Genomic DNA, 13,491 nt, shown 5'->3' with positions numbered 1-13,491 from the left:
CCCACGTGCCAGTCCGACGCGCAGACCGTGGACATACGGTAGTCGGTTCTTCAAGGCCACTCGATGTTCCGCGCGTCACAGCCACGTCTCAGTGGCTACGTTGAGTCACCCCAACGTTTCAGTCGACCAGCCATCTTTCCTCCCCCTTCGCCGGCAACCGCGTGTTCCGGCAGATTCTCGTCCCTGGCTGTCCCGGCTGACCAGCGATTAACGATTCGTAGTTGCCTGGTACGACGCCGTACACTGACAACCGCGATCCGCAAGGCTTTGATGGGGCCATCACCCCGGAGCCGCCGGAAGAACAGTCCGCAAGGACCTATTAGAACCGGCAGCGACGCGAGAAGGAAGTGGGTGACCGTACTCAGGGTCACCAAGGAGGGTGGTACCGCGCGGTAACGGGCAAATGTGTCCGGTGCTTCGTCCCTCGTCAGCAGGTCACTGGCGACGAAGGACGACGGAAGATGGCGGCACAGAGCCCGAACACTCCCTGGCGGCAGGTTCCTGCCCAGGTCGACTTCCCTGCGCTCGAGCGGGAGGTGCTCACCCTCTGGGACGAGCACGACACGTTCACCAAGAGCCTCGAGCAGTCCGCCGGCGGGCAGCCGTGGACGTTCTTCGAGGGCCCGCCGACCGCGAACGGCATGCCCGGCACCCACCACATCGAGGCGCGCGTCTTCAAGGACGTCTTCCCGCGCTACCGGACCATGAAGGGCTTCTGGGTCGAGCGCAAGGCCGGCTGGGACTGCCATGGCCTGCCCGTCGAGGTCGCGGTGGAGAAGGAGCTCGGCTTCAACGGCAAGAACGACATCGAGGCGTACGGCATCGCCGAGTTCAACGCCAAGTGCCGTGCGTCGGTGCTGCGGCACGTGGACGCGTTCAACGAGCTCACGGTCCGGATGGGCTACTGGGTGGACCTCGAGCGCCCGTACCGGACCATGGACCCGGAGTACGTCCAGTCCGTCTGGTGGTCGCTCAAGCAGGTCCACGACAAGGGACTGCTGGTCGAGGACTACCGCATCACGCCGTACTGCCCGCGCTGTGGCACCGGACTGTCCGACCACGAGCTCGCCCAGGGCTACGAGACGGTCGTCGACCCCTCGGTGTACGTGCGCTTCCCGCTGACGTCAGGCCCGTTGGCCGGTCAGGCGTCGCTCCTGGTCTGGACCACGACTCCTTGGACACTCGTTTCAAACACCGCGGTCGCAGTGCACCCGGATGTCCAGTACGTCGTCGCCACCGACGGCAACGAGTCCCTGGTGGTGGCGGAGCCGCTACTGGACAGGCTCGGCGAGGGCTGGACGGTGACCGGTCAGTACGGCGGTCGCGAGATGGAGCGGTGGACCTACCAGCGGCCGTTCGAGCTGGTGGAGTTCACCGAGCCGGCGCACTACGTCGTACTCGCGGACTACGTCACCACCGAGGACGGCACCGGTCTGGTGCACCAGTCCCCCGCGTTCGGTGCGGACGACCTCGCGGTGGGCCGCGCGTACAACCTGCCGGTGGTGAACCCGGTGGACTCAGACGGTCACTTCGCCGCCGACGTGCCGCTGGTCGGCGGGCAGTTCTTCAAGAAGGCCGACGAGGACCTGGTCAAGGACCTCCAGGCCCGCGGCGTCCTGTTCCGGCACGTGCCGTACGAGCACCCGTACCCGCACTGCTGGCGCTGCCACACCCCGGTCATGTACTACGCCCTCCCGTCCTGGTACATCCGCACCACGCAGGTGAAGGACGCCCTGCTCCGGGAGAACGAGAAGACCAACTGGTATCCGGACTCGGTCAAGTGGGGCCGGTACGGCGACTGGCTGCGCAACAACATCGACTGGGCCGTCTCGCGCTCGCGCTACTGGGGTACGCCGCTGCCGATCTGGCGATGCGAGGACGACCACCAGGTCTGCGTGGGTTCGCTGGCCGAGCTCGGTGACCTGGCCGGACGGGACCTGAGCGAGACCGACCCGCACCGGCCGTACGTCGACGACATCACCTTCGCCTGCCCGACCTGTGGTGGCGAGGCTCGCCGCGTGCCCGAGGTCATCGACGCCTGGTACGACTCGGGCGCGATGCCGTTCGCGCAGTGGGGCTACCCGTGGGCGGAGGGGTCGAAGGAGAAGTTCGAGCAGACGTACCCGGCCGACTTCATCTCCGAGGCGATCGACCAGACCCGTGGCTGGTTCTACACGCTGATGGCGATCGGCACGCTGGTCTTCGACGAGTCGTCGTACCGCAACGTCGTCTGCCTCGGGCACATCCTGGCCGAGGACGGCCGGAAGATGTCCAAGCACCTGGGCAACATCCTCGAGCCGATCCCGCTGATGGACGACCACAGCGCGGACGCGGTGCGCTGGTTCATGGCCGCGTCGGGCTCACCGTGGAAGGCGCGTGGCATCGGCCCGAACGTGCTGAACGAGATCGTCCGGAAGGTGCTGCTCACCTACTGGAACACGGTCGCGTTCCACGTCCTGTACGCACGGCTGGCCGACTGGTCACCCACCGACGCCCCCGCGGTCGCGGATCGCTCGGTGCTGGACCGCTGGCTGGTCAGCGAGACGCACCGGCTGGTCCGGGACACCGACGAGGCGTACGCCGCCTACGACACGCAGCGGCTCGGCCTGCTGGTCAACTCGTTCGTCGACGTGCTCTCGAACTGGTACGTACGGCGGTCCCGCCGCCGGTTCTGGTCCGGTGACGCCGGCGCGCTGGCGACGCTGCACGAGACGCTCGACGTGCTGACCCGGGTGATGGCGCCGCTGATGCCGTTCGTCACCGAGCGCGTCTGGCAGGACGTGTTCCGCCCGGTCACGCCCGGCCTGCCGGAGTCGGTTCACCTCAGCGCGTTCCCGACGTACGACGAGACGCTGATCGACGACGTACTCGCGCAGCACGTGTCGATGGCCCGGCGTGTCGTCGAGCTCGGCCGGTCGGCGCGCGCGGAGGCGAAGGTGCGCACCCGCCAGCCGCTGTCCCGGGCACTCGTCGGGTCGGCCGCGATCGCGGACCTGTCGCCGGAACTGCTGCGGGAGATCGCCGACGAACTCAACGTGGGCTCGGTGGAACCGCTGTCCTCGGCAGGTGCGGATCTGGTCGAGTTCTCTGCGAAGGGCAACTTCCGCGAGCTCGGCAAGCGGTTCGCCAAGCAGACCCCGGTGGTTGCCGCCGCCATCGCCGCGGCCGACGCCGGAGCCCTGGCCGCCTCGCTGAAGGCGTCGGGGACGGCTACGGTCGTCGTCGACGGTTCGGAGGTCGAGGTCGGTGAGGCGGAGGTCCTGCTGTCCGAGCGGCCGAAGGAAGGCTGGTCGGTGGTGAACGAGCAGGGCGAGACCGTTGCTCTCGACCTCGAGGTCACGCCGGAGCTCAAGCAGGCCGGCCTGGCCCGCGAGGTGGTCCGGACGCTGCAGGAGGTCCGGAAGAATGCCGGCCTCGAGGTGTCGGACCGGATCAAGGTCTGGCTCACCTCGACCGATACCGAACTGACCGATGCCCTGGGCAAGCACGCCGACGAGATCGCCCGCGAGGTCCTGGCCGTCGAGCTGACCCAGTCGGCGCCGTCGGAGTCCGCCGACGTTGCCACCGGCACCGAAGAGGACCTGCAGCTGACCTACTGGCTGACTCGAGTCTGAGTCAGCGCGGCGGTCGTACGGCGCGAGCCCGCAATGCCGGGCTCGCGCCGAGCGGGCGGTCAGCGCCACCTGCCGGGCGCGTGCATCGGCGGGATCCGGCCGGCGGCTGAGATAGCCGCGCTTCTCCAGATCGACAACCGACTTCGAGGCCGGTCACGAGGTCGCTGTCGCGGACTGGCACGCGGAGTGGGTCGGCGATGCGGCGACCCGGCAACGAGTGTGGGAGCCGTACCGGGACGCTCCCCCCTGTCTTTGACACCGTGTCACCACATCCGGACGGTGTGTCAAAAGGGTCCGGACATGACGAAGAGGCGGTGCCGCCGGAAAGCACCGCCTCTTGTCAGAGGTTTAGACGCCGTGACCGTGCGCCTGCGCGCGGGCCTCGGGACGGAACCCGTTCCGCGGGCTGAGCGTGTCGTCGCCGTTGCCCAGCGCCTTGAGCTGCTCGGTGAAGTACGTCTTCAGCCGGCTGCGGTACTCGCGCTCGTAGGCGTGCAGGTCGTCGATCGTGCGCTCCAGCTGGCCCTTCTGCTTCTCCAGCGTGCCCAGCATCTGAGCGCGGCGCTCGGCGATCTCGCCGTCCAGCTTCTCGGCGCGGGCACGGGCCTCGCCGGTCATCCGGTCGGCCTTGCCGCGAGCCTCGTTCTCCAGCCGCTCGGCCTTGGCGCGGGCCTCGCCGATGATCTTGTCGGCGGTGTCCTTCGCCTCCTGGACCAGGTCGTCGGAGTGCTTGGTGGCCATCTCCAGCAGCCGCACGGCGGAGCTGGAAGCGTCCCCGACGGTACCTGCTGCCGCAGCAGCCCCCGCGGCCGCTACAGCGGGCACCACGGGCGGCTTCTCTTCCGGCTTCTCGACCACGACCGGGGGCTTCGGCTGCTGCACGACGGGCGGCAGCGCGGCGGTCTGGTCGACCGGCCGTTCCTGACCGGCACCCGCGCGCTGAGCCGCCGCGAGCTTGGCCCGCAGCTCCTCGTTCTCGGCGAGAAGTCGCTCGAGCTCGGCTTCGACCTCGTCGAGGAAGGAGTCGACCTCAGTGACGTCGTAGCCCTCCCGTAGTCGGACGGGCGTGAATTGCTTCGAGCGGACGTCATCCGGCGTCAGCGGCATCTTTCACCTCGTTTGTCTGTGTCTTGGCGGAGTCCCCGTGGCCTTCACCTCGGCGACTCAGTAGATCACGTTATCGCTTCGTTGTCTTAGAACGGAATCCGGGCGGGCGACAACGCCCGGAGTTCCCCATTTCGAGACTGACTCTACCTACCCGGTTCGTGACGTCCTCACCCTCACAGTGAGCGCAAAGCGGTCGAGTTGATGGACATCGCCACCGACACGATCACGAAGAGCATCAGCATGGACAGGTCGATCCGCACCCCGCCGGCCCCGATCGGGGGCAGGATGCGGCGCAGCGGCCGCAGGAACGGATCGGTGATCGAGTAGATCATCTCGAAGAAGAGCAGCAACGGCCCCTTCGGGTGCCACTGCGGCGCGAACATGACGATCAGACTGAGCACGAACCGCGCCACCAGCACGAGGAAGAAGGCGAGCAGCACCCAGCTGAGAACACTGAGGACGAGCGCTAGAGCAACCATGTCGTCAAAGAGTGTAGAAGACAGCGGAAGGCAGAGCGATCAGCTCTGGTTGTAGAACCCGTCCGCGGCGATCTTCTCCTTCTCCTCGGCGGCGACAGTCACGTTCGGCGGGCAGACCAGGAAGACCTTGGTGGTGATCCGTTCGATCGATCCACGGCAGCAGAAGATCAGCCCGGCGGCGAAGTCGACCAGCCGCTTGGCGTCGGCGTGGTCCATCTCGGTCAGGTTCATGATGACGGGCGTCCCGTCGCGGAAGTGCTCACCGATGACTCGCGCCTCGTTGTAGCTGCGCGGGTGCACGGTGGTGATGCGGGCCAACTCGGTAACCTCCGGTGACGGTGCGACACCACGTCGATCTGGAAACTTGCTGACCGTCGCGCCCTGCTCCTCGCGACCTGAGTTCGTCGACGACTCGGTGCGCGATTCACGGGTCTCGCGACTCTCCCGGCCGGCGGGCACCGGCTCGGGCTCGTGGGACTCCCCGTCGACGGCTTCGTCGTCGAACTCTTCGTAGTCGTCGTACTCGTCGTCGTACCGCGCGTTGTAGCGCTCCCCGTCCTCGACCAAGCCGAGGTAGACACCCATCTTGCGCAGCGCGCCGCTCATGGCCCTCCGACCCCTCGATCCGGTTTCGACGACAACGGTGAGCAGGAAGCAAAACCCGCTCGATGTCGACACTAACCGAGTGGAGGACGCGTACCGAGTAAGGCGCGCCCGAGCCGCACGTGTGTCGCCCCGTGCCTGATCGCCGCCTCCAGATCACCGGTCATTCCGGCCGAGATCCAGTCGGCGCCGGGGTGTTCGGAGCGTAGTCGGGAGGCTACGTCGTGCAGGCCGGCGAAGGCTTCGCCGGGGTCCGATCCGAGCGGTGCCACCGCCATCACCCCGCCGAGCTCGAGCCCGTCCGCCGCGGCAACGTCTGCGGCCAGCTCCAGTACGGCGTCCGGCTCGACACCACCGCGTGCGGCGCCGGTCGCGGCATCCGTGGATCCATACGACGCGAGGCTCACCTGGAGAAGGCAGCGAAGCGTCTTCTCCTCCGCGACCGCGGCCTTGGACAGCGCGGCGACCAGTGACGACCGGTCGACCGAATGCACGACCGCCGCGGAGCGGACCACCGAGCGAGCCTTCTTCGACTGCAGCTGACCGACGAAGTGCCAGGTGAGCTCCGGGCAGTCCGGCGCCTTCGCCTTGAGTTCCTGCTCACGGTTCTCGCCGACGTCGTGAACCCCGAGGGCCGCCAGTGCCCGTACGTCGCTGACTGGGAAGGTTTTGGTGATCGCGACAAGGGTGACCTCGTCCGGAGCCCTCCCGGCCGCCTGACAGGCCTTCTCGATCCGCTCCCGGACCAGCCGCAGATTCGCCCGCAGCTCCTCCTCGCGTGCGCTCATCCCGCGGCCAGCTTGATCAGCCCGGCCTGCCGGCCACTGACCTTGCCTTCGCGCCGATAGGAGTAGAGGCTGTCCGACTCGATCGTGCAGGCGGTCCGATCGATCACCTCGACCCCCAGCTCGGCGAGTTGTGCCGTCACCCCGGCGGCCACGTCCAGCGCCGGCGTCCCCCAACTCGTCTCGGAGTACGACGCGGGCACGCGCTCGACGATCTCGGCCCGCATCTGCTCCGGCACCTCGTAGCACTTGCCGCAGGCGTACGGCCCGAGGACAGCGGTGATCCGGGTGGCGCCGAGGTCACGCATCGCTTCGACGGTTGCCGGCACGACACCGAGGTACATCCCCGGCCGTCCGGAGTGTGCGGCACCGATGACGCCGTTCACCGGGTCGGCCAGCAGGACGGGCAGGCAGTCGGCGGCCCGAACCGCCAGCACGATGTCGGACCGGGTGGTGACGATCGCGTCCGCGGTCGGTGTCGGAGCGAGCGGCAGCTCGTCGCCGGGGGCGACCACATGAACGTCGCGGCCATGGACCTGGCTGACCCGGACGACGGCCTCGGGCGGGACTCCGAAGGCGGCGCCGATGCGGCGGAAGTTCTCGCCGATCAACGCGGGATCCTCACCGGCTCCGCCGAGGTTCAGTTCGCCGTACGGCGCCTTGCTCGTCCCCCCGAAGCGATCGGTGAAGGCGAAGCGGACATCCTCGAGAACCTCGTCGTAGCCGAACACACCTGAAGGCTATCCAGCCGGGTCAGCTCAGGCCGGACCGGCTCAGCTGGTGGGAGTCGCGCGCAGCCCGGCGAGCGCCGTCTGCGCCTCCTCGGCGACTTCGCGGCGCCCGTCGCCGTCCCCCAGGCCGACGACGTGATCCAGCGCGTGACCGTAGGCCACCGCGAACGCGGCCTCGGCCGCCACCTCCAGATCAGGCGTGATCCCGGTGCCCTCCCAGTTCGTCCCGGACACCGGATTGACCGCCCGTTGGATCGGAACGGTGGCTTCGAGGTGCGGGTGGACTGTGAATCCTTCGCGCGGATGGGCACCACCCCGCGTGCGTTCACCGACCACGACAGCGCGCTTGAGCTGCTGCAGGTTGTAGGTCAGCTCCTCCGCCGCCGAGAAGGTGGTCGCCGACGTCAGCACCCAGATCGGTTTGCTGCCGCCGAACCGGGGGCCGACCAGCTGCGGCACAGTCCAGTACTGGCGGACTGTCCCGGCGGACGGCGTGACAAGGTCGTTCAGGTGGACCGGCTCGTCCTCGAACAGGTAGCTGCACAGCAGCGCGACCATGTCCGGCGAACCACCTCGGCAACCGCGCAGATCCAGCAGCAACGCGTCGGTCGCCCACAGCATCGCCATCGCCCCGGCCGCCGCGGCTCCCGCGTGCTTCGGCTCGAAGAGCGTCGGCCGGATCTCGAGTACGCCGACATTGCCGGCCAGCCGCTCCGCTCGCGCCATCCCGGCCGCGTTCAGCTCGACCCGCCGGACCCAGGCCGCCTCCTCGGCGACCGGGTCGGCGCCCTCGTCGAACAGTTCGTCAATGTGGTACAGCAGCCGCAGGTGCTTGTCCTCGTTGCCGACCTGGAGATCGGCGGTGATGCGTTCGGCCAGCTCCACCGGCTCGGTCACGTCGTCGTACCGGCCGTCCGACCCGGCCGCGGTCAGCCGGTCGGCGACCGACGCACCGACCTCGGGGAACACATAGTGGGTCCGGACCAGCGAGGCGACCTGGTCGATGACTGCAGCGATCTCGTCTTTACGCATGGCGGTCAGTGAAGCACCGCCATGGCCCGTCGTGCCCGAATTAGCTACTTGAGGAAGTCGGGGATGTCGAGGTCTTCTTCGGGCTCGGGCTTGCGGGGCGGGCGGGTCGGGGTGGAGCCGGTCGACGGGTTGGACCCGGAGGCCGAGCCGCCGTTCGAACCCGCGCTGCTCGGGCCGTTCGTGGGCCAGGAGTGCTGGGTGGCCGGCGCGGTCGGTGAGGCCGGCGTGTGCGGTGCCGGCTGCGTCGACTGCTGGCCCGACTGGACCGTGCGGACCGGGTCGCCGGGCTGCGGCCGGGCCGAGTTGGTCGTCCCCGCACCCGGACGGCCCTCCGTCGACGCCGGCACCGGAACGGTGTCGTCGGTCGGCGTCGGCGGGTTCGTGAACTGTCCGGGCCCTGCCTGCCCGTTCGAGGACTGACCGGCCGCGGCACCCGGCTGACTACCGATGGCCTGGCCGGCGCCGGGCTGACCACTCGCGGACTGGGTTGCGCCGGCAGCGAACTGGCCGTCGGCAGGCTGACCCACGGGCGGCTGACCGGTCGCGGGCTGGCCGGCCTGCTGGCCGTTCTGGGTTCCCGCCGGGGCGGTCGACGCCGGCGCCGAGTACGACTGCTGGGCCGGCCGGGACGTCTGCGGGCGGGCCTGGTTCATCGCCTGCTCGCGCCGCTTCGGCATCCCGCCGTCGAAGCCGGCCGCGATCACGGTGACCCGCACCTCGTCGCCGAGGGCGTCGTCGATGACCGCGCCGAAGATGATGTTCGCGTCGGTGTGCGCGGACTCCGAGACCAGCTGGGCCGCCTCGTTGATCTCGAACAGGCCCAGGTCGGAACCGCCCGCGATCGACAGCAGCACGCCGTGCGCACCCTCGATACTTGCCTCAAGCAACGGAGACGAGATGGCCGCCTCGGCCGCCGCCACGGCGCGGTCCTCGCCGCGGGACGAGCCGATGCCCATCAGCGCCGAGCCGGCGTTCGACATGACCGCCTTGACGTCGGCGAAGTCCACGTTGATCAGACCCGGCGTGGTGATCAGGTCGGTGATACCGGACACACCTTGCAGCAGCACCTGGTCGGCCTGCTTGAACGCGTCCAGCACGGACACCGCGCGGTCGGAGATGGTCAGCAGGCGGTCATTCGGGATGACGATCAGGGTGTCGACTTCCTCACGGAGGGCGGCGATACCGTCCTCCGCCTGGGTCGCACGGCGCTTGCCCTCGAACGAGAACGGCCGGGTCACCACACCGATGGTCAGCGCACCGAGCGAGCGCGCGATCCGCGACACCACCGGCGCGCCACCGGTGCCGGTGCCGCCACCCTCGCCCGCGGTGACGAAGACCATGTCGGCGCCCTTGAGCGCCTCCTCGATCTCCTCCGCGTGGTCCTCGGCGGCCTTCTGCCCGATCGCCGGGTTCGCGCCGGCGCCGAGGCCGCGGGTCTCCTCCCGGCCGATGTCGAGCTTGACGTCCGCGTCGCTCATCAGCAGCGCCTGCGCGTCGGTGTTGATGGCGATGAACTCAACGCCCTTCAGACCGTGCTCGATCATCCGGTTGACGGCGTTCACGCCGCCTCCGCCGATGCCGACGACCTTGATGAGTGCCAGGTAGTTCTGCGGTGCCGCCACGTCCGCGCCTCTCGCCTCGTTCTGTTCCCGTTGTGGCCGGTTGGCCCCTGTTCCAGCGAAAAGTTCCAGCGAAAAGACTGAACCTCAAGTGGATGCTTAGAGTTATGTCAACTTTAGATTACGCCGCACGCTACGGGACCGGTTCGGGCGATGTCCACGCGCCTCGCCGCACACTCCCGTGATGTGATCCGTCATCGCTTTTCCCCTTTGGTGACAGGGAGATCGGGCGCCGAGACGTCGTACACCTTCGCCTGGCGCTTCATCAGCACGCTGAGTACCTCCGCCTTGCGCTCGCTGTCATCGGAACTGCCCCAAACGACCTTCACCCCGGACGACAGGTTGAGGGTGATCGAGTCCGGCGACAGTGCCGAGATCGAGCTCACCTGCGCCCGCAACGTGTCCGGCAGCGCCGCCGAAACCGTCACCAGCGACCGGACCGTGACGTCGCGCCGGGTGCCGGACACCTTGGCCTCCGGTAGCCCGGCCGGCCGGTCGGGCACCGTCTTGAACGTCGTACCGGTCGCGTCCACCAGCTCGAACCGCGAGCCGTCGGTGACCACGACCACCGGTACCCGCTCGGTAACCACGATCACGATCTTGTTCGGCCAGGCGCGGGTCACCTGCGCGTCCGCGACCGCCGGAATGGTCCGGACCCGGTCCGCGATCGAACGCAGGTCGACCTTCGCCAGCGGAGTACCCACCGGCGCCGCCGCCTCCTGCTCGATCGTTGCCACCGGCACCGTATCCGCACCGCTCACCCGGACCCCGGCCACCGCGAACGCGGACGAGTAGTAGAACAGCCAGACGATCAGCCCGGCCAGCACGGCCAGCGCGCCGCCGATCGCCCACGGAAGCCAACTCCGCCAGCGCACCAGCCGTTGCCGGCGCGCGAACCGCTGCTGTGCCCGAGCCAGATCAGCGCTCTGGCTCATTCAGTCAACCCCACCCTTTTACTCCACCACAGGAGCGAGGGCCTCTTGCGCAGACTCGCGGGCGGCGGCGCGTTCGGCCAGCAAACCAACGACTTCCGGGCCGATCAGGGTCACGTCACCGGCGCCCAGCGTCACCACCAGGTCGCCCGACTCGGCCAGGTCCGCGACCAGTTGCGGTACGGCGGACCACGACGGCTCGAACCGCACCTGCTCAGGCTTCAGCGGCACGTGGTTGGCGATCAGGGCACCGGTCACACCCGGCTCGGGGTCCTCCCGGGCGGCGAACACGTCCATCACGACGACCTCGTCGGCCAGCGCGAGCGCATCGGAGAACTGGGTGGCGAAGATCCTGGTCCGGCTGAACAGGTGCGGCTGGAAGCACGCGATCACGCGCCCCTCCCCCGCGACCTGCCGCGCCGCCGTCAGGTCCACGGCCAGCTCGGTCGGGTGGTGGGCGTACGAGTCGAACACCCGCACGCCGTCCTCGAGCCCCTTGAACTCGAACCGCCGCCCGGTGCCGGTGAACGACGCCAGCCCCTCGGCCAGATCGGCCGCCGAGAACCCGAGCCCGAGCCCGACGGTCAACGCCGCCGACGCGTTCAGCGCGTTGTGCTTACCCGCCTGCTGCAGCTGCACCATCGGCAGCTTGCGCCCGCGGTACACCGGTACGAACGACTGCGTCGCCCCGGTCGCGGTGATCTCGGTGACCCGCAGGTCCGCGTCCTCCGACTCGCCGTACGTCCGTACGTCGATACCGCGCGCGCGAGCGAACTCGGCCAGCTTCCGCGCCCCGGCATCGTCGAAGCACATCACCATGAAGCCGTTCGGGATCACCCGGTCGCAGAACTGCTCGAAGGCGAGCCGGTAGCTGGCCTCGTCGCCGTAGTTGTCCAGGTGATCCGGCTCGACCGATGTGACGATCGACACCTCGGGCGTGTAGGTCAGGAACGACTTGTCCGACTCGTCCGCCTCGGCGACGAACAGGTCACCGGTGCCGTCGTGGGCGTTCGAGCCCGACTCGTTCAGGTTGCCGCCGATCGCGTACGACGGATCGACCGCACAGTGCTGCAGTGCCACGGTCAGCATCGAGGTCGTGGTGGTCTTGCCGTGGGTACCGGCTACCGCGAGCGTGCGGCGGCCGACCATCACCGAGGCGAGCGCGGCGGCCCGCGGCAGGATCGGGATCCCGGCGGCCCGGGCAGCGACCACCTCGGGGTTCGTCTCGCGGATCGCGGTCGACACCACCACGGTGTCGACATCGGCGACATGCTCTGCGGCGTGACCGACCCAGCAAGTGGCACCGAGCGCGCGCAGCGCGGCCAGCACCTTGCCGTCCTTGGCGTCGGAACCGGACACCTCGATGCCACGGGACGCCATGATCCTGGCGATGCCGGACATGCCGGCGCCGCCGATACCGACGAAGTGGACCTTGCCCAGCTTCTCCGCGGGCAGCGTCGTGTCAGGAGCGGTGACGATCACGAAGCAGACCTCACCACATCCAGGATGATCCGCGCCAATCGCTCGTCGGCGTCGGTCCGGATCAAGCCCTTCGCTGCTGTGGACATGGCTGTCAGACGCGCGGAGTCGAGCAGAAGTTGCGGAACATTCGCCCGAACCCAGTCAGCGGTCACCGTCGCGTTGTCCACCAGCAGGCCGCCGCCCGCATCCACCACCGGCTTGGCGTTCAGGGCTTGCTCACCGTTACCGTGTGGCAGCGGAACGTAGATCGCCGGCAGGCCGACGCCCGACACCTCGGTCACGGTGTTCGCACCCGACCGGCACACGACGAGGTCGGCGGCGGCGTACGCGAGGTCCATCCGGTCCACGTAGTTCAGCACCACGTACGGCAGCGGGCCGGTCGACGGGACCTCGAGGGTGTTCTTCGGCCCGATCACGTGCAGCACCTGGATCCCGGCCGCCTGCAGGTCGGCGGCCGAGCCCGCGATCGCCTCGTTCAGTCGCTGCGCACCCTGCGAACCGCCGGTCACCATCAGCGTCGGCGCGTTCGGGTCCAGCCCGAAGAACTGCCGCGCCTCGGCCCGCAGCGCGGCCCGGTCCAGCTGGGAGATGGCGCGCCGGATCGGCAGGCCGACGTACTCGGCGTGCGGCAGTTCCGTGCCGGGGAACGACGTCTTGACGTGCTGCGTGCAGTAGCGGGCGGCGAACTTGTTCGCGATCCCCGGCACGGCGTTGCCCTCGTGCACGACGATCGGGGTCTTCTTGCGCCAGGCGGCGACGTACGCGGGGGTCGAGACGTAGCCCCCGAAGCCGACCAGGACATCGGCCTTGGCCTCGTCCAGGACCCGGCGGGCCGCGCTCACCGAGGCGAGCATCTTGCCCGGTACGGCGAACAGCGCCGGCGTGGGCTTGCGCGGCAGCGGCACCGGCGGGATCAGTTCGAGGCGGTAACCGGCCTCCGGGACGACCCGGGTCTCGAGGCCGCGCTCGGTGCCGAGCGCGAGGATCTCGACGGTCGGGTCGAGCCGGCGCAAGGCGTCGGCGGTTGCGATCAGGGGTGAGGTGTGGCCGGCGCTACCGCCACCGGCCAGGACGATGCTGGGCACAGCTTTCAACGCTCCCGCGGGT

The 13,491-nt window shown here is 69.0% G+C and carries 10 protein-coding genes and 1 pseudogene; 1 reads left to right on the top strand and 10 read right to left on the bottom strand.

Annotated features, from left to right (window positions below):
* The first annotated feature begins 461 nt into the window (after positions 1-461).
* Entirely contained in the window at positions 462-3,614 is a 3,153-nt protein-coding gene (gene ileS, locus ACZ3HV_RS00890) for an isoleucine--tRNA ligase (protein ID WP_465679639.1), read from the top strand.
* Between the two features lie 348 nt (positions 3,615-3,962).
* Here the strand turns inward: ileS and ACZ3HV_RS00885 are convergent, their stop codons facing one another.
* From ACZ3HV_RS00885 to murG, 10 genes and pseudogenes are all read right to left on the bottom strand, one after another.
* Positions 3,963-4,721: a DivIVA domain-containing protein gene (locus ACZ3HV_RS00885; RefSeq protein WP_328521776.1), complete on the bottom strand. Its 759-nt coding sequence runs from the start codon at positions 4,719-4,721 to the stop codon at positions 3,963-3,965.
* Positions 4,722-4,894: 173 nt separating this feature from the next.
* Positions 4,895-5,200, bottom strand: a complete 306-nt coding sequence (locus ACZ3HV_RS00880) for a YggT family protein (protein ID WP_360365678.1) — start codon at positions 5,198-5,200, stop codon at positions 4,895-4,897.
* 39 nt (positions 5,201-5,239) lie between these two features.
* A complete protein-coding gene (locus ACZ3HV_RS00875; RefSeq protein ID WP_360365680.1) occupies positions 5,240-5,806 on the bottom strand; it encodes a cell division protein SepF in 567 nt (188 codons plus the stop codon).
* Between the two features lie 71 nt (positions 5,807-5,877).
* Complete coding sequence (locus ACZ3HV_RS00870; RefSeq protein WP_465679637.1) at positions 5,878-6,591, bottom strand: YggS family pyridoxal phosphate-dependent enzyme; 714 nt, start codon at positions 6,589-6,591, stop codon at positions 5,878-5,880.
* Entirely contained in the window at positions 6,588-7,319 is a 732-nt protein-coding gene (locus ACZ3HV_RS00865; RefSeq protein ID WP_465679636.1) for a purine nucleoside phosphorylase YfiH/LACC1 family protein, read from the bottom strand. The genes ACZ3HV_RS00870 and ACZ3HV_RS00865 overlap by 4 nt, the downstream gene beginning before the upstream one ends.
* 42 nt (positions 7,320-7,361) lie before the next feature.
* Complete coding sequence (locus ACZ3HV_RS00860) at positions 7,362-8,351, bottom strand: S41 family peptidase (protein WP_465679634.1); 990 nt, start codon at positions 8,349-8,351, stop codon at positions 7,362-7,364.
* Between the two features lie 329 nt (positions 8,352-8,680).
* A pseudogene (gene ftsZ, locus ACZ3HV_RS00855) lies at positions 8,681-9,973 on the bottom strand (cell division protein FtsZ); the annotation flags it as partial.
* 191 nt (positions 9,974-10,164) lie between these two features.
* A complete protein-coding gene (locus ACZ3HV_RS00850) occupies positions 10,165-10,905 on the bottom strand; it encodes a cell division protein FtsQ/DivIB (RefSeq protein WP_360365687.1) in 741 nt (246 codons plus the stop codon).
* A gap of 18 nt (positions 10,906-10,923) precedes the next feature.
* Positions 10,924-12,384 carry a UDP-N-acetylmuramate--L-alanine ligase gene (murC, locus tag ACZ3HV_RS00845; RefSeq protein ID WP_465679633.1) on the bottom strand — a complete coding sequence of 487 codons (1,461 nt, stop codon included), beginning with the start codon at positions 12,382-12,384 and terminating at the stop codon, positions 10,924-10,926.
* A complete protein-coding gene (gene murG, locus ACZ3HV_RS00840; protein WP_465679631.1) occupies positions 12,381-13,469 on the bottom strand; it encodes an undecaprenyldiphospho-muramoylpentapeptide beta-N-acetylglucosaminyltransferase in 1,089 nt (362 codons plus the stop codon). The genes murC and murG overlap by 4 nt, the downstream gene beginning before the upstream one ends.
* Between the last annotated feature and the right edge of the window lie 22 nt (positions 13,470-13,491).

The sequence above is a fragment of the Kribbella sp. NPDC020701 genome (assembly GCF_055562215.1).
The sequence above is the reverse complement of the archived record's forward strand: the minus strand, read 5'-3'. Positions and strand labels throughout refer to the sequence as shown.